The 24,029-nt window shown below is 70.7% G+C and carries 5 protein-coding genes and 1 pseudogene; 3 read left to right on the forward strand and 3 right to left on the reverse strand.

All coding sequences use genetic code 11. From position 1 onward, the window contains the following. The first annotated feature begins 6 nt into the window (after positions 1 to 6). From ACX9TP_RS24140 to ACX9TP_RS24150, 3 genes and pseudogenes are all read left to right on the forward strand, one after another. Positions 7 to 1,152, forward strand: a complete 1,146-nt coding sequence (locus ACX9TP_RS24140; RefSeq protein WP_482982086.1) for an acyl-CoA dehydrogenase family protein — start codon at positions 7 to 9, stop codon at positions 1,150 to 1,152. 63 nt (positions 1,153 to 1,215) lie between these two features. Then, positions 1,216 to 1,422, forward strand: a complete 207-nt coding sequence (locus ACX9TP_RS24145; RefSeq protein WP_482982087.1) for a hypothetical protein — start codon at positions 1,216 to 1,218, stop codon at positions 1,420 to 1,422. A gap of 304 nt (positions 1,423 to 1,726) precedes the next feature. Continuing rightward, positions 1,727 to 2,161 (forward strand): annotated as a pseudogene (locus tag ACX9TP_RS24150) (acyl-CoA dehydrogenase family protein); the annotation flags it as partial. Between the two features lie 4 nt (positions 2,162 to 2,165). On the opposite strand, the gene ACX9TP_RS24155 reads toward ACX9TP_RS24150, so the two are convergent. The 3 genes from ACX9TP_RS24155 to ACX9TP_RS24165 form a co-directional block, all read right to left on the reverse strand. Continuing rightward, positions 2,166 to 2,804, reverse strand: a complete 639-nt coding sequence (locus ACX9TP_RS24155; protein ID WP_482982088.1) for a hypothetical protein — start codon at positions 2,802 to 2,804, stop codon at positions 2,166 to 2,168. Positions 2,805 to 3,160: 356 nt separating this feature from the next. Next, on the reverse strand, positions 3,161 to 4,528 hold the full coding sequence (locus ACX9TP_RS24160; RefSeq protein WP_482982089.1) for an MFS transporter: 1,368 nt from the start codon (positions 4,526 to 4,528) through the stop codon (positions 3,161 to 3,163). Between the two features lie 36 nt (positions 4,529 to 4,564). Then, positions 4,565 to 24,028, reverse strand: a complete 19,464-nt coding sequence (locus tag ACX9TP_RS24165) for a non-ribosomal peptide synthetase (RefSeq protein ID WP_482982090.1) — start codon at positions 24,026 to 24,028, stop codon at positions 4,565 to 4,567. Between the last annotated feature and the right edge of the window lies 1 nt (position 24,029).

Here is a 24,029-nt window from a genome sequence, read left to right on the forward strand (position 1 = left end):
ACCGCCGTGAACCTCGAGCTGACCGAGACCCAGACGCTGATCCGCGACACCGCCCGCAAGTTCGCGCGCGAGCGCGTGGCCCCCCAGGCCCGCACCCTGGACCGTGAGGAGCGCTTCCCCACGGAGCTCTACAAGGAGATGGGTGAGCTGGGCCTGCTCGGGGTGAACATCCCGGCGAAGTACGGCGGCTCGGAGGCGGGCGTCGTCTCCTACGCGCTGGCCATGATGGAGATGGCGGCGGCGGACGCGTCCACGTCGGTGACGATGGCCGTGACGAACATGTGCGCGGAGCTCATCAACGCCTTCGGCACGGAGGCGCAGCGCGAGAAGTTCGTCACGAAGCTGGTCTCGGGCGAGGCGATTGCCGGCTCCTTCGCGCTGTCGGAGCCGCACGCGGGCTCGGACCCGGGCGCGATGCTCACCTCGGCGGTGAAGCGCGGGGACACGTACGTCCTCAACGGCAGCAAGCAGTGGATCACCTCCGGTGCGTACGCGGGGGTGATGGTGGTGTGGGCGCGCACGGCGCCGACGGGGAACAAGGGCCTGTCGTGCTTCATCGTGGAGGGTGGGACGAAGGGTCTCATCATCGGCAAGCACGAGGACAAGATGGGGCTGCGCTCCTCGAACACGGTGGCGCTGACGTTCGAGGACTGTGAGATTCCCGCGGAGAACCTCCTGGGCTCGGAGGGGCAGGGCTTCCGGCTGGCGATGACGGCGCTGGACGGCGGGCGCATCGGCATCGCCTCGCAGGCGTGCGGCGTGGGCCGGGCGTCGCTGGAGGCGGCGATTGCGTACTCGAAGGACCGCAAGGCCTTCGGTCAGGCCATCGGCGAGTTCCAGGCCCCGCGCTTCATGATGGCGGACATGAAGACGCAGCTGGAGGCGGCGGAGCTGCTCACGCTGCGCGCGGCGTACATGAAGGAGCAGGGCCAGCCCTTCTCCCGCGAGGCCTCCATGGCGAAGCTGTTCGCCAGCGAGATGAGCAACAAGCTGGCGGACAAGGCCGTGCAGCTGCACGGCGGCTACGGGTACATCGACGAGTTCCCCGTCGAGCGGTACTTCCGCGATGCCCGCGTGCAGACCATCTACGAGGGCACCAGCGAGGTGCAGCGGATGGTGATTGCTCGCGAAACGTTCAAGCTGCTGGGCTGAGCTGGTTCAGCAATTCAAACTGCATTTGGTTTGCGGTTCGTAGCCTGACAAGGAGATGCGCAGATGCCGAAGGTCTCTGTGGAACTCAATGGCTCAGTAATCGACCCTGATGCGCAGTATGCCAAGCTACCAGCGCCAGGCGACGAACTTATTCTTCGAGACTATGTTTCACACCAGCACTACAAAGTAGAGCGAGTTGAGGAACGTGATGTCTCCGAGGGTGGTGGCATCGTGCGCAAAACGTTTGTTGTGGTATCTCAAGTAGCATAGCCAAACCTTGGAGGGCACAATGTCAACCCTTAGGCAAGGCGCAAGCGGAACCTCCTGTACTGTTCATCAGTTCCAAGCGCCAATCCCTGGGCAAGAGGGGTCTGCTGTCCTTCTAATCGACGGGCCTCCGCCTCGCGAGGGTGCACCTGACCCGATCCTGATTCATGGTGGTGGGCAGTACACTGTCACAAAGTGGCGCGTGTTGCCCTCTGTAGGACAGGGATTGAGCCAAAAGACCCAGCTCGTAGTTGTATTTACGTAGGTCGCTGTCCAACTTAACCATCGCGGTGGCGCGTGGGAACCGCTGGACGGCGGGCGCATCGGCATCGCCTCGCAGGCGTGCGGCGTGGGCCGGGGGTCGCTGGAGGCGGCGATTGCGTACTCCAAGGACTGCAAGGCCTTCGGGCAGGCCATTGGCGAGTTCCAGGCCCCGCGCTTCATGGTGGCGGACATGAAGACGCAGCTTGAGGCGACGGAGCTGCTGACGCTGCGCGCGGCGTACATGAAGGAGCAGGGCCAGCCGTTCTCCCGCGAGGCCTCCATGGCGAAGCTGTTCGCCAGCGAGATGAGCAACAAGCTCGCGGACAAGGCCGTGCAACTGCACGGGGGCTACGGATACATCGACAAGTTCCTGGTGGAGCGGTACTTCCGCGACGCCCGCGTGCAGACCATCTACGAGGGCATCAGCGAAGTACAGCGGATGGTGATTGTCCGCAAAACGTTCAAGCTGCTGGGTTGAGGCACTACTCAAATTTCCGAAGCAATGCAGCGGTGATGGAGAGAATTGCTAGGGCTTCGGAGCGGTCGAACGACACCGGCTCGGCTCCGTCGTGCATTGCCAGATGGGTATAAACTAGCAGCGCCTTCCGGATTGCGCTCATCCGGGTATCCTTGGTCCAGGCCTGGGTTCTATTCCTACTGAGCAGGTTTGCCCATTCGGGTGGCAGTCTATTTTCATCCTGGAGGGTTCGTGTCAACGCCTCCAATACAGGCCGGCATGCTCCGACCGCCCCCTTATAATCCCCGCGCAGCAGAGCATTCTGCGCCGAAACAAAGTTTTCTATTGCCCTTGCGAGATCTGGATTGGCACCCTCGGGAAGAGGGATCTCGACAAGCAGGATTCGTCTATCCGCCATTGACTTGAGCACTTCCAGCCAGAGGCTCTGTTCTATCTTGTAGGGCTGGAGCGTCTGATCACCTGCGTGAAATTTTCCGTGCTGATAGACTTGTCCATTCAGTACAAGGTGGAGCGATACGCTGCCTCCATCCCGCAGTTCTTCAATTGCATTAATGCGCCGTAGATCGAGGGACATACCCAATCGCACGTGCATAGGGTTGTTGCGCAGCGCTTCAATCCATACAGGTGCGTCTGACGTAATCACGCCCAGAGGTCTGCTCGTTCCACTCCGGCCTGAGATCTGAAGCTCCGCAGTGAGTGCGGTAAGAGTGGCTCCTTTGACAGGCTCGTACTGTACATTTGGCTGTACAGCGATTTGAATCTCTAGTCGTGATGCGCCAAGCAATTGCTTCCCCACTACGCCCACGACGTTGAACTCGGCGAAACCATAGTTATCAGGTGTGTTTATGCCCACAGATGACTCCCTTGAGGAGGGGAAGATTCAAGTGACGGCTGCAGGCCGCAAGCCTGACACCTCCTGCTTGTGAAGAGCGAAGGCAATCGGCCAGGTTGCTGGCCGACCAAGCAGGCAGGTGCATTCGCGACTTGAGGATGCTTATGTCAGCTCGCGGGCTGGGCCACCGCGGCGGTCGGCCCGGGCTCCGCGTCCGGCAACTCCTCCTCCAGGTTGCGGATGTGCGGGTTCTGCCAGGCGGCAATCGCCTGCGCGACGAGCACGGCGCCCATCACCGCGAACAGCAGCGCGATGCCGCGCCCCGTGCCCGTTCCCACCACCTGTCCCACGCTGTTCGCGAGCGCTCCGTCCTTCGCCATCCACGGCTCGAAGAACGTGTCGGCCAGCACGCCGGCCAGCACGGACGCCACCGGCGCGGCGAGCAGGTTCACCATGCGCCGCACCGAGAACACGCGGCCCTGGACGTCCGGCGGCACCTTGTTCTGCCAGAGGGTCTGCGCGCAGCTCGACACGATGGGGATGTTGAAGAGGAACAGCGCCGCGCAGACACCCATCAGCAACGGGCTCGGCGGCAGCACCGCCAGCATCAGCGGCAGGCCCGCGAGCATCACGGAGCCGAGCACGCCGTGGATGCGGCGCTTCGGCCCGCCCCAGACGCCCATCGCGACGCCACCGACGAGCATGCCCAGCCCCGACAGGGACATCACCTTCCCCAGCGTCGCCGCGTCCGTGAAGCTCAGGATGAGCGGGGTGATGAGCACGATCACCATGCCCATGACGATGTTGACCACCGCCAGCAGCCCCAAAAGCCCCACCAGCCCCGGCCGCGAGCGGATGAAGCGCCAGCCCAGCCCCATCTCCTTCCAGAGCGAGCCACGCGCTGCCGCGCCCTCCGCGGACACCGGCGGCTTCGGGAAGCGCACCATCAGCAGCGTCACCATGGAGAAGGCGAAGGTGCACAGGTCCATCAGGACGATGCCCTCCAACCCAATCTTCAAGAGCAGCACGCCGGCCAGCACCGGAGACACGAGCTGCCCCACGCCCGAGGCCAGCTCCACGAAGCCGTTGGCCCTCGCCAGCTGCTCCTTCGGCACCATCAGCGTCGTGCTCGCCTGGAAGGCCGGCCAGCGGAAGGCGTTGAACAGCGCACTGAGGATGATGGGGCCGTAGAAGTGCCAGGACTGGAGCGTCCAGGCTCCCGAGGCGGTGGCCTGGAGCAGCCCCCAGATGCAGAGGGAGGCGATGCCAGAGCCCAAATCACTCAGCAGCATCACCTTGCGCCGGTCCCACCGGTCCACCAGCGCGCCCGCCAGCGGCGACACCAGCGCCATGGGCAGCAGGTAGAAGAAGGTGAGCAGCGAGAACTGCGTGACGGAGCCGGAGCGCTTGTAGATCTCGATGCCGAGCGCGAAGTGCGTCACGCCCGAGCCGACGAGCGAGGCGACCTGGCCCAGCCAGGTGAGGCCGAACGCGCGCGTCGGGCGGGGGGCTGCGGACTGTGGAGTCGGGTTCATGGAGGCAGTCATGTGAAGGGTGGGTCGCTCGGGGGCTCAGCCCACCCGGCGCGGAGTCTCGGTGTCGGTCGCGTCCGCTCCGGCTTTTGACAGCACGGAGGCCAGGACGCGAGCCAGCGCTTCCACGTTCGGAGCGCTCAGCAGGGAGTGGTGATCGCCGGGCAGGGTGACGACGTCCACGGTGTCGACGAGCGCATCCCAGCCACGCGCCGCGCTGTCCCCCTGGAGGCCCTGCGTGTCCGCGCCCAGCAGCAGCGTCAGCGCACCCGCCTGCGACTTCAGGGTGTGGGCGTGGAGCGCGCCGAGGTTCGCCGTGAAGACGCGCTCCAGCGCCTGCCGCTGCTCCTCGGACACGGCCGCCTGCCGGGCAGGATCCGCCTCGAAGAGGCCCGCCAGCGCGGAGGCGTCCGGCACGGGCTCGCCCCGGGCGTAGGCCGTGGGGCTGGGCTCGATGAGGGCCAGCACCTCCACCTCCTCGCCGCGCAGGCGCAGCGCCCGCGCCATCTCGAAGGCGATGACCGAGCCGAGCGACCAGCCGCCCAGTCGATACGGGCCGTGCGGCTGAACGGTGCGGATGGCCTCGATGTAGAAGTAGGCCATCTCCAGGATGGACTCCAGCGGCGACTCCGCGCCGTCGAGCCCCTGGGCCTCCAGTCCGTAGAAGGGCTGCCGCGGCCCGAGCTCCCGCGCCAGCGCGGCGTAGGTGAGCACGCCTCCGCCCACCGGGTGCACGCAGAAGAAGGGCGGCAGGTCTCCGCCCGTCTGGATGGGGACGAGCGGCGTCCACTGCGCGGGCTCGCGCCGCGCGAGGACGGCGAGCTGCTCCACCGTGGACGCCTGGAAGAGGGCGGCCAGCGGCAGCTTGCGTCCGGTGCGCTCGCGGAGCAGGCCCATGAGGCGCACCGCGAGCAGCGAGTGGCCACCCAGCGAGAAGAAGTCATCGTGGATGCCCACCGAGGGGACGCCGAGCACCTCTTCGAAGACCCGGGCCACGGCCAGCTCCAGCGAGTCGCGCGGAGCGACGTGCGCCACGTCCGAGCCCCCCTGCGTCGGCGCAGGCAGCGCCCGCCGGTCCACCTTGCCGTTGGGCGACAGCGGCAGCGCGTCCAGGACGACGAGCGCCGAGGGCACCATGTGCTCCGGCAGCTTCTGCTGGAGGAAGGTCCGGATGGACGCCACGCTGGCGGTGGTGGCCCTGGGCACCACGTACCCGACGAGGCGCTTGTCTCCCGGAAGGTCCTCGCGGACCACGACGACGGCCTCGCGCACGTCCTCGTGCGAGCAGAGGACGGTCTCCACCTCTCCCGGCTCCACGCGGAAGCCACGGATCTTCACCTGGAAGTCGACACGGCCCAGGTACTCCATCGTGCCGTCCGCCTTCCAGCGCACGCGGTCTCCCGTGCGGTACATGCGCGCACCGGGCGTGGGCTTGAAGGGGTTGTGGACGAAGCGCTCGGCGGTCAGCTCCGGCCGGCCGAGGTAGCCGCGCGCGACGCCCTCGCCGCCGATGAACAGCTCTCCGGGCACGCCCACCGGCACCGGCTGCCGCTGGTCGTCGAGGACGTAGAGCTGCGTGTTCCCGACGGGACGGCCGATGGTGGCCGGTCCGTCCGACTGGCGCAGGGCGTAGGTGGAGTACGTCGTCGTCTCGGACGGGCCGTAGAGGTCGTACACCTTCTGGACGTGGGGCTGCGCGTAGAGCTGGCGCACCAGGGACGTGGACAGCGGCTCACCGGCCAGGTTCACCACCCGCACGCTCTGGGGCAGCGGTCCCGAGCGCAGCAGCTCCGCCATGACGGAGGGCACCGTGTTGACGAGCGTCACGCGGTGCGCAGCCGGCAGCGTGGGCAGGGCCAGGGCGTTGTCCGCCACCACCACCGTGCCGCCCGTGGTCAGCGGGAGGAACAGCTCGAAGATGGACAAGTCGAAGTTGATGGACGTGGCGAACAGCGTGCCGGCGAGCACCTCGGGCGGGAAGATGGTGCGTGCCCAGGCCAGGAAGGCCACCGCGTTGCGGTGCTCGATGGCCACGGCCTTGGGACGGCCCGTGGAGCCGGACGTGTAGATGAGGTACGCGAGCTGGTGGCTGGAGACCCGGGGCAGCACGGCCGACGGCGCGGCGGCGCTGGCCTGCACTTCGTCCGAGTCCACGCACAGCATGCGCGCCGAGTTCTCGGGCAGCACCGACGCGAGGGCGGCGCGGGTGAGCACGAGGGCCGCCCGCGAGTCCTCCAGGATGAAGCCCAGGCGCTGGCTCGGGTAGGCCGGATCCAGCGGGACGTAGTGGCCTCCCGCCTTCAGGATGGCCAGGAGCGAGATGACCAGGTCGAGCCCGCGCTCCAGGCAGACGCCGACCGGCGTCTCCTCACGCACGCCCAGCGAGCCCAGCAGCGTCGCGAGCCGGTTGGCGCGCCCGTCCAGCTCGGCGAAGGTGAGCGACTCCTCGCCCGCGATGACGGCGACCGCGTCCGGCGTCCGGGCGGCCTGCTGCTCGAAGAGGGAGGCGAGCGAGGCGTCGCGCGGGAAGTCCAGGTCGGTGGCGTTCCACTCGACCAGGACGCGCTGGCGATCCTGCTCGTCCATGATGGTGACGTCCGCGAGCGTGCTCGTCGTGGGCGCGACGAGCGACAGCAGCGCGCGGCTCCACTGCTCCAGGACGCGCTGGACGCTCTCGCGCTCGAAGCGGGGCTCCTCGTAGGTGAGGCGCAGCTTCGTGGTGCGGCCCGGAATCACCAGGGCGGTGAGGGGGTAGTGGGTGTGCTCTCCGCCCTCCACGTCCTTCAGCGACATGGCGCTGGTGCGCTGCTCCATCGCCTCGTCGATGGGGTAGTTCTCGAAGACGAGGAGGGACTCGAACAGCGCGGTGCCGCGCGGCACCGGCGACAGCGACTGGACGTGCACCAGCGGCGTGTGCTCGTGGTTGCGCGTCTGCTGCTGCTGGGACTTGAGCTGCTCCAGCCACGTGGCCACGGGCGTGGCCGCGGCGGGCACGTGGACGCGCACGGGTACGGTGTTGATGAGCAGGCCCACCATGGCCTCGGCGCCGGCCAGCTCGGGCGGGCGGCCCGCCACGGTGTTGCCGAAGACCACGTCCTGCTCACCGCTGTGACGGCTGAGTACGAAGCCCCACGCGGCCATCGTCAGCGTGGACAGCGTGAGCTGGTGCTGGCGCGCGAAGGCCTGGAGCGCGGCGGACTGCTGCTGCGTGAGCGGGAGCTCCAGCGTCTGCTGCCGGGCCTGGACGCCCGCCGACGGCGCGGCATGGGTGTCCGCGGGAAGCGGGGTGGGCGCGGTGAAGTCCTGGAGCGTGGTGCGCCAGAAGGCGTCATCCGCCGCCGTGTCGCGGCGCTGCAGCCAGGCGATGTAGTCGCGGTACGCCGGGCGCGCGGGGAGCTTCGGCGTGCGGCCGGACGCGAAGGCGTCGAAGAGGATGAAGACGTCCTGCAGGATGGGGCTGAGGCTCCAGCCGTCCAGGAGCAGGTGGTGGTGGCTCCACAGGAAGCGCCACGTGTCGTCCGCCAGGCGCACCGCCGTCATCCGCATCAGCGGCGGCCGGCGCAGGTCGAAGCCACGACGACGGTCCTCGGCCTGGAGCTCGGCGAAGCGGGCCTTCTGCTCCGGCGCGGACAGGGAGCGCCAGTCGAGCTGCTCCCACGGCAGCTCCGCGTGCGCGTGCACCACCTGGAGCGGCGCATCCACGCCGTCCCAGACGAAGCCCGTGCGGAGGATGGCCGTGCGGTCGATGAGCGCCTGCCACGCCTTCCGGAACCAGGCGACGTCCACGGAGCCGCTGGCCGTCCAGGCGAGCTGCTCGAAGTAGGCGCCGGACTGGGGAGACAGCAGGGTGTGGAAGAGCAGGCCCTGCTGGAGCGGGGACAGCGGGTAGAGGTCCTCGATGCCGTCGTGGAGCAGCGTGTCGAGCGTCGGCTGGGTGAGCGTGGCGAGCGGGAAGTCCGCCGTGCCCCGGCGCTTCGCGTCGTCGGTGTGGCTCTCGGTGATGAGGGTGCGCAGCCGCGCGAGGAACCGCTGGGCCAGCGCCTGGATGGTGGCCTCGCGGTGCAGGTTGGAGCTGTACGCGAACGTGAGCTGCAGCTGGCCCTCGCGCACGGAGCCGCCCACCTCGAGCGGGTGCATCCGGAGCGCTTCGTTCGGGACCTCGGTGCCGGCGGACTCCCTGGCGAACGAGAGCATGGCCGACGTGTCGGAGGCCCCGTCGAACTGGCCCAGGTAGTTGAAGGCCACCTGCGGCAGCGGCAGAGCGCGCAGCGGAGCGCTGAGCGCGTCGGGCCCCAGCCACTTGAGGATGCCGAAGCCCACGCCGTGGTGGGGCACGTGGCGCAGCGACTCACGCACCGCGCGCACGCCGTCACCCGGCGTGCCGCCCTGGGGCATGGACAGGTGCACGGGGTAGATGCTGGTGAACCAGCCGACGGAGCGGGAGAGGTCCACGCCCTCGACGAGCGAGTCCTCACGGCCGTGGCCTTCCAGGTTCACCCACACGTCGGGCTGTCCCGTCCACTCCGCCAGCTCCTGGGCCAGGGCGGTGAGCAGCACGTCCTGGATGTTGCTGCGCCAGGCCGTGGGCACTTCGCGCAGCAGGGCCCGCGTCTCCTCGGAGTCGAGGGCCAGGGTGACGGTGCGGGCGGAGCCGAAGGTGTTGGGGCCTTCGTGGTCCACCGGCAGGGGCGCCGGAGGCGTGGCGGCGTGCTTCAGCCAGTGCCGCTGGGCTTCCTGCTTCAGCGCGCCGGACTTCGCGTACTGCTGGAGCTTGTTCGCCCAGGTCTGGAAGGACGTCGTCTTCGGAGGCAGCGAGGGCTGAGCGCCCTTGAGCAGCTGCTGGTAGGCCGTCTGGAGGTCCTCCAGCAGCACGCGCCAGGAGACGGCATCCACGACGATGTGGTGCACGCAGATGAGCAGCCGCTGGGAGCCCGCCAGCTGGAAGAGGGCGGCGCAGAGCAGCGGCGGCTGGCCCAGGTGGAAGGAGGACTGCAGGCGGGTGGCGTGAGCCTCCATCGTGGAGAGCTGCTCGGAGGCCGGCAGCGCGGAGAGGTCGTGGTGCTCCAGGCGCAGCGGCGCCTCGTCAACGGCGGCGTTGTCCTGGGCCCAGGAGCCGTCGTCCTGCTTGCGGAAGCGCAGGCGCAGGGCGTCGTGGTGCGCGAGCAGGGTGCGCAGGGCCTTGTCCAGCACGTCCAGTTGCAGCGGCTGGTGCGCGGCCAGCAGCAGCGACTGGTTGAAGTGGTGGGGGTGGGAGGCCTGGTGCTGGAGGAAGTACGTCTGCACCGGCGTCAGCGGGACGGGGCCGGTGACGGGGCCCTGGTCGATGGAGGCCAGGGCGGAGGCGGTGCGCGCGGCGACGGCGAGCTGGGCCACCGTCTGGTGCTGGAAGAGGTGACGAGCGGTGAGGGGGAAGCCGGCCTGGCGCGAGCGGGAGACGACCAGGAGGCTGAGGATGGAGTCGCCGCCGAGGGAGAAGAAGTTGTCGTGGATGCCGACGCGGGGCAGGCGCAGGACGGCGGCCCAGATGTCGGCCAGCTTCTGCTCCACCTCGTCTCGGGGCGCGGTGTACTCACCCTGCGGGAGCTGCTGCGTGGCGTCCGGCGCCGGCAGGGCCTTCTTGTCCAGCTTGCCCGTCGCGTTCAGGGGCAGCGCGGCCAGGACGACGAAGGCCGAGGGCACCATGTACTCGGGCAGCCGCTGCTTGAGGGCGTTGCGCAGGGCCGCGAGGTCCAGCTCGGCGCCGGGCTTCGGGACGGCGTAGGCGACGAGGCGCTTGTCTCCCGGGGCATCCTCGCGAACCAGCACCACCGCCTCGTGGACGGAAGGCTGGTCGATCAGGGCGGCTTCAATCTCCCCCAGCTCGATGCGCAGGCCGCGGAGCTTCACCTGGAAGTCGACGCGGCCCAGGTACTCGAGCTCGCCGTCTTCCGTCCAGCGCACGCGGTCTCCCGAGCGGTAGAGGCGCGCTCCGGGCTCGGTGCTGAACGGGTCCGGGATGAAGCGCTCGGCCGTCAGCTCCGGGCGGTCCAGGTAGCCCCGGGCCACGCCCACGCCGCCGATGTACAGCTCTCCGGGCACGCCGATGGGCTGCGGCCTCAGTGCCGAGTCCAGGACGTACAGGCGCGCGTTCGGGATGGCCCGGCCGATGCTCAGGCGCTCCGGGTTCATGGAGCCCCGGGTCATCGTCGCGACGATGGTGATCTCCGTCGGGCCGTAGGCGTTGACGAAGGTGCGGCCCTTCACCCAGCTCCGCGCCAGCGCGGGGGAGCAGGCCTCGCCACCGGACGCCACCATGCGCAGCTCGGGCAGCGCCTCGGGCTGGAGCGTGGACAGGGCCGTGGGCGTCGCCAGCAGCACCTCGATGCGCTGCTGCGCCAGGGTCGCCTGGAGCGGCTCACCGGGCAGGAGCTGCTCGCGCGTGGCCAGGACCAGCGTGGCTCCGGACAGCAGCGAGGAGAAGACCTCCCACACCGACGCATCGAACGCGGGCGACGCGAGCTGCAACGCACGCTGGCCCGGCTGGATGCGCAGGCCCTGGATGATGGCCAGCGCCGTGTTCACGAGGCCGTGGTGGTGCAGCAGCGTGCCCTTGGGCCGCCCCGTGCTGCCCGACGTGTAGATGACGTACGCGAGGCTCTCCGGCGCGACGCTCGCCGCCGGAGCGGTGTCTGGCAGGCGGGACAGGGCCTCGGACTCCTCGTCCAGGCACAGCACCTGCGCGCCGTGCGCCGGCAGGCGCTCCACCAAAGACCGGTGCGTCAGCAGCACCTTCGAGGCGGAGTCCTCCAGGTAGTACTTCAGCCGCTCGGGCGGGTGCGCCGGGTCCAGCGGCAGGAAGGCGCCACCCGCTTCGAGCGCGGCCAGCATGGCCACCACGAGGTCCGGGCTGCCACGCTCCAGGCACAGGGCCACGCGGCCCTCCGCGCCGACGCCGAGCGACAGCAGCCGGTGCGCGAGCTGACGCGCACGCCGCTGGAGCTGACGGAACGTGAGGGACACGTCCCCCGCGACGAGCGCGGGGGTGTCCGGCATGTGCTCCACGACCTGGTGGAAGGCCTGCGGGACGCAGAGGTCCGCGGGGAGCGCGGCGTCCGTGGCATTCCACTCCACCACGACGCGGCGCCGCTCCTCGGCCTCCATCATCGTCACGTCCCCGAGGTTCCGCGTCTCCGGGGCCGCGAGGGACAGCAGCGCCAGGCGCCACTGCTCCAGCACGCGCTCCATGTTGGCCCGCGCGAAGCGGGGCTCCTCGAAGGTGAGGCGCAGGCGCAGCTTCTGGCCGGGGAGGATGGTGGCGGTGATGGGGTAGTTGGTGCGCTCCACGCCCTCCACGTCCCGCACCGACATGGCCGACGTGCGCTGCGTGAGCGAGTCGTCGATGGGGTAGTTCTCGAAGACCAGCAGGGACTCGAACAGCTGCGTGCCCCGGGGCACCGGCGCCAGCGACTGGATGCGCGCCAGCGGCGTGTGCTCGTGGTTGCGGGACTGCTGGTACGTGGCCTGGAGCCCCTGCAGCCACGCGGGCACGGACGTGGACGCGTCCGGGAGCGGGATGCGCACCGGCAGCGTGTTGATGAGCAGGCCCACCATGTCCTCGGCGCCGGGCAGCTCGGGCGGACGGCCCGCCACGGTGTTGCCGAAGACGACGTCCTGCTCGCCGCTGTGACGGCCGAGGACGAAGCCCCAGGCCGCCATCATCAGGATGGACAGCGTGAGCTGGTGCTGGCGCGCGAAGGCCTGGAGCGCGTTCGACTGCTCCAGCGTGAGCGCCACCTCCAGCATGTGCTGGGCGGCGTGCTGGCCCTCGGGGACGGTGGCGTGGGTGTCGGCCGGCAGCGGGGTGGGCGAGCTGAAGCCCTGGAGTGCGGCCCGCCAGAAGGCGTCGTCCGCCTCCGTGTCGCGACGCTGCAGCCAGGAGATGTAGTCGCGGTACGGCGGCCGGGCCGGCAGCCTGGGCTCACGGCCCGAGGCGGAGGCGTCGAACAGGGTGAAGACATCCTGGAGCACGGGGCTGAGGCTCCAGCCGTCGAGCAGCAGGTGGTGGTGGCTCCACAGGAAGCGCCACGTGTCCTCGTTCAGGCGCACCGCCGTCATCCGCATCAGCGGGGCCTTGCGCAGGTCGAAGCCCCGCGCGCAGTCATCCTTCAGGAGCTGGGCGAAGCGGGTCTTCTGCTCGGCCTCGGGCAGGGAGCGCCAGTCGAGCTGCTCCCACGGCAGCTCCGCGTGCGCGTGCACCACCTGGAGCGGCGACTCGAGGTCGGACCAGGCGAAGCTCGTGCGGAAGACGGGCGTGCGGTCGATGAGCGCCTGCCAGGCCCGGCGGAAGTGCGCCATGTCCACGGCCCCGCTGACGGTCCACGCGAGCTGCTCGAAGTACACGCCGGACTCGGGCGAGAGCACGGTGTGGAAGAGCAGGCCCTGCTGGAGCGGGGAGAGCGGGTAGAGGTCCTCGACACCGGCGCCCTCCTGCTGGAGCAGTGCGTCCAGCGCGGGCTGGGTCAGCGTGGCGAGCGGGAAGTCCGCGGTGCCGGGCCGCTTCGCGTCGTCGGAGCGGCTCTCGGTGATGAGGGCGCGCAGGTGCGTGAGGAAGCCCTGGGACAGCGCCTCGATGGTGGTCCGCGCGTGCAGGTTCTCGCTGTAGATGAAGAGGACGCTCAGGCGCCCGTCCAGCACGGAGCCGTTGAGCTCCAGCGGGTGCATGCGGATCGCCTCCGGCGCGAAGTGCGCGCCGGACGGGTCGTTGGACAGGGAGAGGATGGCGTTGGCATCCGAGGAGGCGTCGAGCTGGCCCAGGTAGTTGAAGGCCACCTCCGGCGTGGGCAGCGCGCGCAGGGGGGCGCTGACCTCGTCCGGGCCCAGGTACTTGAGGATGCCGAAGCCCACGCCGTGGTGGGGGATGTGGCGCAGCGACTCTCGCACCGCGCGCATGCCGTCACCCGCCGTCCCGCCGCGAGCGATGGGGAAGTGCACGGGGTAGATGCTGGTGAACCAGCCGACGGAGCGGGACAGGTCCACGCCCTCGATGAGGGAGTCCTCGCGGCCGTGGCCTTCCAGGTTCACCCACACGTCCTGCTGGCCCGTCCAGTCGGAGAGGGCCTGGGCCAGGGCGGTGAGCAGCACGTCCTGGATGTTGCCGCGCCACGCGGTGGGCACCTCGCGCAGCAGGGCCCGCGTCTCCTCGGTGTCCAGCGTGAGGGTGACGGTGCGCACGGAGGCGTAGGTGTTGAGGCCGGCGCTGTCGGTGGGCAGGGGCGCCGGAGGCGTGGCGACGTGCCGCAGCCACGTCCGGGCTTCCTGCTTCATCGCGTCGGACTTCGCGTACTGCTGGAGCTTGTTCGCCCAGGTCTGGAAGGACGTCGTCTTCGGAGGCAGCGAGGGCTCAACGCCTCTCGCCAGCTGCTGGTAGGCGGTCTGGAGGTCCTCCAGCAGCACGCGCCAGGAGACGGCATCCACGACGATGTGGTGCACGCAGATGAGCAGCCGCTGGGAGCCCGCCAGCTGGAAGAGGGCGGCGCAGAGCAGCGGCGGCTGGCCCAGGTCGAAGGAGGACTGCAGGCGCGTGGCATGCGCATCCATCGCGGTGAGCTGCTCGGAGGCCGGCAGCGCGGAGAGGTCGTGGTGCTCCAGGCGCAGCGGCGCCTCGTCAACGGCGGCGTTGTCCTGGGCCCAGCTGCCGTCGTCCTGCTTGCAGAAGCGCAGGCGCAGGGCGTCGTGGCGGACGAGCAGGGTGCGCAGGGCCTTGTCCAGCACGTCCAGCTGCAGCGGCTGGTGCGCGGCCAGCAGCAGCGACTGGTTGAAGTGGTGCGGGTGGGAGGCCTGGTGCTGGAGGAAGTACGTCTGCACCGGCGTCAGCGGGACGGGGCCGGTGACGGGGCCCTGGTCGATGGAGGCCAGGGCGGAGGCGGTGCGCGCGGCGACGGCGAGCTGAGCCACCGTCTGGTGCTGGAAGAGGTGCCGTGCGGTGAGGGGGAAGCCAGCCTGGCGCGAGCGGGAGACGACCAGGAGGCTGAGGATGGAGTCGCCGCCGAGGGAGAAGAAGTTGTCGTGGATGCCGACGCGGGGCAGGCGCAGGACGGCGGCCCAGATGTCGGCCAGCTTCTGCTCCACCTCGTCGCGAGGCGCGACGAAGTTCGAGCCCACCTGGGCGTTGTTGGACGCGTCCGGCGCGGGCAGCGCCTTGCGGTCAATCTTCCCGTTGTGGGTGAGGGGCATGGCCTCCAGCACGACGAAGGCCGCCGGCACCATGTAGTCGGGCAGCCGCTGCTGGAGGTGGCCGCGCAGCGCCGTCACATCCAGGGCGACAGGCTCCGCCCCCTCCGCCACGGGAGAGGGGACGACGTACGCCACGAGGCGCTTGTGGCCCGGCTCGTCCTCGCGAGCCAGCACCATCGTCTCGCGCACGCCCGGGTACGAGAGCAGCGCGGTCTCAATCTCTCCCAGCTCGATGCGGAAGCCGCGGATCTTCACCTGGAAGTCCAGGCGGCCGAGGTAGTCCAGCGAGCCGCTCTCCCGCCACCGCGCCTTGTCGCCGCTGCGGTAGAGCCGCGCTCCCGGCACCGTGGAGAACGGGTCCGGCACGAAGCGCTGGGCGGTGAGCTCCGGCCGGCCCAGGTAGCCGCGGCCCAGGCCCGCGCCGCCCACGTACATCTCTCCGGGCACGCCCACCGGCACCGGCTGCATGTGCTCGTCCAGCACGTACACCTTCAGGTCCGGGATGGGCACGCCCACGTCGCTGCCCTGCGCCTCGCGCGAGTCCGCCTCGGACAGCGGCCGGTACGTCACGTGCACCGTCGTCTCGGTGATGCCGTACATGTTGACGAGCCGGGGCGCGTCCTCCTTGTGCCGCGCGTACCAGGGGCGCAGGCCGGCGAACTCCAGCGCCTCGCCGCCGAAGATGACGTAGCGGAGCGACAGCCCCTCGTGCTCGCCCGAGCGCTCCTCGTGGTGGATGAGCTGACGGAAGGCGGAGGGCGTCTGGTTGAGCACCGTGACGCCTTCGCGGCGCAGCAGCGCGTGGAAGTCCGCCGGGGTGCGGCTCACCTCGAAGGGCACCACCACCAGCTTGCCGCCGTAGAGCAGCGCGCCCCACAGCTCCCACACGGAGAAGTCGAAGGCGTACGAGTGGAACAACGTCCACACGTCCTTCGCGCCGAAGTCGAACCACGCGTCCGTGGCGCGGAACAGGCGCACCACCTGCCGGTGCTCGATCTGCGCGCCCTTGGGGCGGCCGGTGCTGCCGGAGGTGTAGATGATGTACGCCAGGTTGTGCGGCTGCACGCCGGAGACCGGCGCGTGCGTGGGCTCATCGGCCCAGGCCGGGGACGCGTCGTCCAGGCAGAGCACGCGGGCGTTACCGGTGGGCACCTCGTCACGCAGGTGGCGCTGGGTGAGCACCACCGGCACGCGGGTGTCCTCGCACATGAAGGCGAGGCGGTCCTTCGGGTAGGCCGGGTCCAACGGCAGGTAGGCGCCGCCGGCCTTGAGGATGGCCATGAGCCCCACCACCAGCTCCAGCGAGCGCTCCACCGCGAGGCCCACCGGCACCTCGGGGCCCACGCCCAGCGAGCGCAGGTGGTGCGCGATGCGATTGGCCCGCTCGTCGAGCTGCCGGTAGGTGAGGTGCTGCTCCTCGTAGACCACGGCGACGTTGTCCGGCGTGCGCGCGACCTGGGCCTCGAAGAGGGACGAGAGCGACGCGTCGCTGAAGTAGTCGGCGGCCTTGGGGTTCCCACCAGCCGCGAGCAGCATCCACTCGGCGTCCGCCAGCATCGGCAGCTCGGCCAGCCGCTGGTCCGCGGAGGTGGCCACGCCCTCGAGCAGCCGCCCGAAGTGGCCCACCATGCGCTCGACGGTGGTGGCCGTGAAGAGGTCCGCGTCGTAGTTGAACGTGCCCTCCAGCCCGTCCGCCGTCTCCTGCACGGAGACGGTGAGGTCGAACTTGGACGTGCCGTTGTCGAGCTCCTGGAGCCGCACGGAGATGCCGGGCAGCTCGGGCGCGCTCGTGGGCGCGTTCTGGAGGACGAACATCACCTGGAAGAGCGGCTGGCGGGACAAGTCGCGCGTGGGCTCCAGCACGTCCACCAGCTTCTCGAAGGGGATGTCCTGGTGGGCGTACGCGCCCAGCGTGGAGTCCTTCACCCGGGCCAGCAGCTCACGGAAGGTCGGGTTGCCCTCCAGGCTGGCGCGCAGCACCAGCGTGTTGATGAACATGCCCAGCTGCGACTCCAGCTCCTGCGTGCGGCGGCCCGCGATGGGGGTGCCCACCGCGATGTCCTTCTTCCCGGCGTAGCGTCCGAGCACCGTCTGGAAGCCGGCCACCAGCACCATGAACAGCGTGGCGCCCTCCTGCCGGGCCAGCGTCTTGAGGCCCTCCGCCACCGCCTTGGGGAACCGCGCGGCCACCGTGCCGCCCCGCTGGCGGCGCACGGCGGGACGGGGGAAGTCGGTGGGCAGCTCCAGCGGCTCCAGCCCGGCGAGCTGCTGCTTCCACCAGCCGAGCTGCGAGTCGAGCACCTCGCCCTGGAGCCAGCCACGCTGCCAGACGGCGTAGTCCGCGTACTGCACCGGCAGCTGGGGCAGCGGCGAGGGCTGGCCGGCGTGGAAGGCCACGTACAGCGCGCCCAGCTCCCGCACCAGCACGCCCACGGACCAGCCGTCCGAGATGATGTGGTGCGTGTTGAGCATCAGCACGTGCGTGTGCTCGCCCAGCTTCAGCAACGAGGTCCGCATCAGCGGGCCCTCGGAGAGGGAGAAGGGCGCGCGTGCGTCCTCCATGGCGCGGCGCTGCACCTCCGCGCGAGCCTCGGCGTCGGACAGGGAGGACAGGTCCACCCCGGTCAGCTCGAAGCGTGCGGGCGGGTGGATGACCTGCACCGGCTGGCCCTCCTCCGGGCCCACCGCGAAGGTGGTGCGCAGCACCTCGTGACGGTGGACGAGCGCCTCGAAGGCCCGGCGCAGCGACTCCACGTCCAGCGCGCCGGTGAGCCACAGGGCCACCGGCATGTTGTACGAGGCGTCGCCCGGCATGAGCTGGTCCACGACCCACAGGCGCTGCTGGGCGAAGGACAGCGGCAGGGGCCGCTCGCGCGAGGCCGGCACCAGCGGCGGGAGCCGCGTGCCCGTCAGCCCGAGCGCCTCGATGCGCTCCGCAAGCCGGCCCGGGGTGCTGGCCTCGAAGAGCAGGCGCAGGGGCAGCTCGGCGCCGAGGCTGTCGCGGAGGCGGGACACCACGCGCGTGGCCAGCAGCGAGTGGCCGCCCAGCGTGAAGAAGTCATCGCCCAGGCTCACGGCGGGCAGCCCCAGGACGTGCGCGAAGGCGTCCGCCACCAGCTGCTGCACCGGCGTGGTCGGCGCGACGCCGGCCTCGACGGCGAGGGCGGCGTGCTCACCCTCCGGCGCGGGCAGGGCCTTGCGGTCCACCTTGCCGTTCGCGTTGAGCGGCCAGGCGGCCAGGGTGACGAAGGCGGCCGGCAGCATGTAGTCCGGCAGCGTGCCCGCCAGGTGCTCGCGCAGCTCGGCGGGGGTGGGGGACTGGCCCTCGACCGCCATCAGGTACGCCACCAGCTTGCGGTCGCCGTGCACCTCGCGCACCACGACCACCGCCTCCGTGACGCCGGGGTGCTTCTGGAGCGCGGTTTCAATCTCCCCCAGCTCGATGCGGAAGCCCCGCAGCTTCACCTGGTGGTCCACCCGGCCGATGAACTCGATGGCCCCGTTGGAGCGCAGGCGCACCAGGTCTCCGGTGCGGTACAGCCGCGCGCCCGGCTCCGTGGAGAACGGGTCCGGGATGAACTTCTCCGCCGTCAGCTCCGGGCGCTCGTGGTAGCCGCGCGCCACGCCCTCGCCGCCCAGGAAGAGCTCGCCCACCACGCCCCGCGGCACCGGCCGCAGGGCCGCATCCAGGACGTAGCCCGTGGTGTTCGCCAGGGGCCGGCCGATGGGGATGCTCCGCTCCCGCAGGTCCACCGACTCCACCCGGTGCCACGTGGCGAAGGTGGTGGTCTCCGTCGGGCCGTACACGTGCAGCAGGCGCCGCGGTGCACCCGCTTCCAGCAGGCGACGCACCGCCTCCGGGTCACTCGCCTCGCCGCCGAAGAGCACGTGCTTCGCGGTGCCGAAGCCCTCCGGGTACTCGCGCGCCATGCGGTTGAAGAGCGCCGTGGTCACGAACAGGGTGGTGATGCCACCGTCGCGCACGGCCTTCGCCAGGTCCGCGGGGACCAGCGCCGTGTCGCGGGGCACCAGCACCAGCCGCGCGCCGCTCAGCAGTGCGCCCCACACCTCGAAGGTCGCCGCGTCGAAGGAGGTGTTGGACAGCTGCGCCACCCGGTCCTCGGGCGTCAGCCGGACGTAGTCCGTCTCCATCACCAGCCGGACGATGGCCTGGTGGTGCACGGCCACGCCCTTGGGCCGGCCCGTGGAGCCGGAGGTGTAGATGATGTACGCCAGCCCGTCCGGCGTGACGTGCGAGCGCACGCGCTGGTGGGGCAGGGCGTTGAGGACGGGCTGCTCCGTGTCCAGGTTCAGCGGGAGGATGCCGGGGGCCTCCAGCCCCTCACCCAGCGTGCCGTGCGTCAGGAGGATGGGGACGCCGCTGTCGGCCAGCATGTACGCGAGCCGCTCGGACGGGTGCGCGGAGTCCAGCGGCACGTACGCGCCGCCGGCCTTGAGGATGGCGAGCATCGCCACCACCAGGTCCACCGAGCGCTCCATGCAGATGCCCACGCGCACCTCGGGCCCCACGCCCATGCCCACCAGCCGGCGTGCGAGCCGGTTGGCCCGGTGCTCCAGCTGCGCGTACGTCACCGTCTCGTCGCCGGAAACGATGGCCACGGCCTCCGGCGTGCGCTCCGCCTGCGCCTCGAAGAGCGAGTGCACGCACGCCTCGCGCGGGAACTCCGTCCCGGTGGCGTTCCACTCCACCAGCACCTCGCGCTGCTCCGCCTCCGTCATCAGCGCCAGCGTGTCCACCCGCTGCTGCGGCGTCCGGCAGACGCCCTCCAGCAGCCGCTGGTAGTGAGCGACGAGCCGCTCCATGGTGGCGGCCTCGAAGAGGTCCGCGTCGTAGTTGAGGTAGCCGCCCAGCCCCTGCGCCGTTTCCGCGAGGGACAGCGTGAAGTCGAACTTGGACGTGCCGTTGTCGATCTCCTGCAGGCGCACGGAGAGTCCCGGGAGCGCCGGGTCGCCCAGGGGCGCGTTCTGCAGGGCGAACATCACCTGGAAGAGCGGCTGGCGGGACAAGTCACGCGTGGGCTCCAGCTCCTCCACCAGCTTCTCGAACGGGACGTCCTGGTGGGCGAAGGCGCCCAGCGTCATGTCCTTCACCCGGGACAGCAGGGTGCGGAACGTGGGCCGGTCCTCCATGCGCCCGCGCAGCACCAGCGTGTTGACGAACACGCCGAGCAGCGACTCCAGCTCCTGGCTGCTCCGGCCCGCGATGGGCGTGCCAATCGTCACGTCCTTCTGGCCGGAGTAGCGGGACAGCAGCACCTGGAAGCCCGCCACCAGCACCATGAAGAGCGTGGCGCCCTCCTGCCGGGCCAGCTTCTGGAGGCCGTCGGCCAGCGCCTTCGGGAAGGCCACGCCCACCATGCCGCCGCGCTGGCGCCGCACCGCGGGGCGCGCGAAGTCCGTGGGCAGCTCCAGCGGGGCGATGCCCTGGAGCTGCTCCTTCCACCACCCGAGCTGCGAGGCGAGCACCTCGCCCTTCAGCCAGTCGCGCTGCCAGACGGCGTAGTCCGCGTACTGCACCGGCAGCTCCGGCAGCGGGGAGGCCCGGCCGGCCTGGAAGGCGCCGTAGAGCGTGGCCAGCTCGCGCACCAGCACGCCCACGGACCAGCCGTCGGAGATGATGTGCTGCATGTTGATGAGCAGCACGTGCTCCTCGTCGCCCAGCCGCATCAGCGAGGCGCGGAGCAGGGGGCCCTCGGAGAGGGAGAAGGCCTGGCGCGCCTCGTCCTGGCAGCGGCGCAGCGCCTCGTCGCGAGACTCCGGCGTGGACTCGGCGGAGAGCTCCACCACCGGCAGCTCGAAGCGCGCGGGCGGGTGGATGAGCTGCGCCGGCTCGCCGTGCTTCACGGTGAACGTGGTGCGCAGCACCTCGTGGCGGCGGACGAGCTCCTCGAAGGCCCGGCGCAGCGACTCCACGTCCAGCCGGCCGGACAGCCAGAGCGCGGCGGGGATGTTGTACGCGGCGTCTCCGGGGATGAGCTGGTCCACGAACCAGAGGCGCTGCTGGGCGAAGGACAGGGGCAGGGCGCCGTCGCGCGAGGCGCGGACCAGGGCGGGCGCCTGCGCCTTCGTCGCGGAGGCCGCCAGGTTCCGGGCGAGCGCCGAGACGGTGGGCGACTCGAAGAGGCTGCGCAGCGTGAGCGTCAGGCCCAGGCTGGCGCGGATGCGGGACACCACGCGCGTGGCCAGCAGCGAGTGGCCTCCGAGCGCGAAGAAGTCGTCATTCACGCCCACGCGCGGCAGGCCGAGCACCTCCGCGAAGGCGTCCGCCACCAGCTGCTCCACCGGCGAGCGCGGGGCCTCGGACGGGTCCACGGACACCGGCTGGGCCGCCGCCGGCGCGGGCAGGGCCTTGCGGTCCAGCTTGCCGTTGGGCGTCAGCGGCAGCTGCTCCAGGGCCACGAAGGCCGTGGGCACCATGTACTCGGGCAGGCGCTCGCGCAGCCAGGCGCGCAGGGCCGCGGTGTCCACGTCCGGAGCGACGACGTAGGCCACCAGCCGCGTGTCCTCCGCGTCCTCGCGCGCCACCACCACCGCGTCGCTCACGGCGGGGTGCTTCACCAGCTCGGACTCCACCTCGCCCAGCTCGATGCGGATGCCGCGCACCTTCACCTGGAAGTCCAGGCGGCCCAGGTACTCCAGCTCGCCGTCCGGCAGCCACCGGGCCCGGTCGCCCGTGCGGTACAGCCGCGCTCCGGGCTCCGTGCCGAAGGCGTCCGGGACGAAGCGCTCCGCCGTCAGCTCCGGCCGCCCCAGGTAGCCCCGGGCCACGCCCGTGCCGCCGATGTACAGCTCGCCCGGCACGCCCACGGGCAGCGGCCGCAGCCGCGCGTCCAGCACGTACAGCCGCGTGTTCGCGAACGGCCGGCCGATGGTGATGCGGTCCGGGTCCACCGGGCCCGGCGTCACCGACGCGCACACCGTCGTCTCCGTGGGGCCATACGCGTTCAGCATCAAGCGGCCCTCGGCCCAGCGGCGCGCCAGGGCCGGAGGCAGGGCCTCACCGGCGGAGGCCACCGTGCGCAGCTCGGGCAGCGCCTCCGGCTGGAGGCGTGAGAGCACCGTCGGCGTGGAGGTGATGGCGGTGATGCGCTCGGCGGACAGCAGCGCCTGGAGCTCGTCGCCCGGCATCAGCTGCTCGCGCGACGCCAGCACCAGCGTGGCCCCGGACAGCAGGACGGAGAAGACCTCCCACACCGACGCGTCGAAGGCCGGCGACGCGAGCTGCAGCGCGCGCTCCCCGGGCCCCAGGCGCAGGCTGGCCGCCGCCGCCAGCGCCGTATTCACGAGGCCGCGGTGGTGCAGCAGCGTGCCCTTGGGCCGCCCCGTGCTTCCGGACGTGTAGATGACGTAGGCCAGGTCGTCCGGCGAGAGGGCGGGGGCCGCCGCCGTCTCAGCCTTCTGCGACGGGGCCTCCGACTCCACGTCCAGGCACACGACGACCGCGCCGTGAGCGGGGAGCTTCTCCTTCAGCTCGCGGTGCGTCAGCAGCACCTGCGCGGCGGAGTCCTGGAGCAGGTACGCCAGGCGCTCCGGCGGATGCGCCGGGTCCAACGGCAGGAAGGCGCCGCCCGCCTCCAGGGTGGCGAGCATGGCCACCACGAGGTCCGCGGTGCCGCGCTCCAGGCACAGCGCCACGCGGCTCTCCACGCCGACGCCGAGCGAGCGCAGGTGCCCGCCGAGCTGGCGCGCGCGCTGCTGGAGCTGACGGTACGTGAGGGACACGCCCCCCGCGACGACGGCGAGCGCGTCCGGCGCCTTCTCCACCTGCTGGTGGAAGACGTGGTGCGCCAGGGGCTCGGCGGGCAGGGCCACGGCGGAGGCGTTCCAGTCCACCATCAGCCGGCGGCGCTCGTCCTCGGCCAGCAGCGGCAGCTCGGACACGCGCGCGTTGGGGGCGCGGACGATGCCTTCCAGCAGCCGGCGCAGGTGCGTCACCATGCGCGCCGCGGTCTGCGGCGTGAACAGGTCCGCCGAGTAGCGCAGCGCGCCCATCATGTCGTAGCCCGTGTCCACCAGGTGCAGGTGGACGTCGAGCTGGCCGTCCTGCTGCGCGAAGAAGGGCACCGGCTCGCCGGGCAGCGACGAGCCCGCGCCCAGGCCGGGCAGGCGCAGCATCGCGTCCACGGAGATGCCCGCCTCGATGAACTGCGGGCGGCTCGAGTCCGGCTTCATCCCCAGCCGCTCGGACAGCCGGTGGAAGGGGAAGTCCTGGTGCTCCAGTGCGCCCAGCACCTTCCGGTAGAGCCGCTCCGTCAGCTCGCGGAAGGTGGGGTCGCCCTCCAGGTCGCCGCGCATCACCACGAAGTTGACCAGGTACCCGGACAGCCGCTGGTGGTCGGGCTGCGTGCGGCCCGACATGGGCGTGCCCACCATGATGTCGGTGCGTCCGGTGTAGCGGTGCAGCAGCGCCTGCCAGGCCGCGAGCATCACCGCGAACACGGTCTTTCCCTCGGCGCGCGCCAGCGCCCGGACGCTGGCGGACAGCTCCGGGCCGAAGCTCAGCTCATGCACCGCGCCCCGGAACGTCCACACCGGGGGGCGGGGGTGGTCCGCCGGGAGGTCCAGCGGCTGGGGGCCGCCCTGGAGCTCGCCCAGCCAGTACTGCTCCATCTTCCCCCCGCGCGGCCCGTCCAGCATCTCCCGCTGCTGGCGCACGTAGCCCGCGTAGTCCAACGGCAGCGGCGCCAGCTCCGCCTTCGCGCCGCCCGTCTCCTCGCGGTAGAGCTGCTGCAACTCTTCCAGCAACATCGCCATCGACCACAGGTCCGTGGCGATGTGGTGGATGACGAGCAGCAGGACGTGGTCCTCCGGCCCGACGGAGAAGATGTCCAGCCGCGCCACCGGGCCGTGCTGCAGGTCGAACGGACGCAGGTAGCTCTTGCGCATGTGGACGAAGAGCTGGGCGTCCGTCACGTCCGCCACGTCGTGCTGCTCGAGCGCGATGCCCTGCCGCTCGTTGACCCGCTGGCGGGGACCCTCGGCCGTCGTCTCGTAGGTCGTCCGCAGCACCGCGTGGCGCGCGGCCATGCGCTCCAGGGTGCGCTCCATGGCCCTGAGCTCCACGGGCGCGTGGACGCGGATGGGCAGCGCCACGTTGTACGCGGCGGCCTCCGGCGCCAGCTGGTACAGGAACCACAGGCCCCACTGGTTCTGCGAGAGCGGGAACAGCGTGTTCGAACTCGACGCACCCTGTTGCTTCAAGAGCTGCGCGAGCTGCTGCCGCTGCTCCGGAGACAACGCCGCCAACCGATCCTTCAACGAGTTCTGCATG

Source organism: Pyxidicoccus sp. M15 (assembly GCF_056858435.1).

Excerpts from the sequence above, each read along its gene's own strand:
- ACX9TP_RS24160 (WP_482982089.1), bottom strand. The coding sequence starts at position 4,528 with ATGAACCCGACTCCACAGTCCGCAGCCCCCCGCCCGACGCGCGCGTTC.
- ACX9TP_RS24165 (WP_482982090.1), bottom strand. The coding sequence starts at position 24,028 with ATGCAGAACTCGTTGAAGGATCGGTTGGCGGCGTTGTCTCCGGAGCAG.
- ACX9TP_RS24145 (WP_482982087.1), top strand. The coding sequence starts at position 1,216 with ATGCCGAAGGTCTCTGTGGAACTCAATGGCTCAGTAATCGACCCTGAT.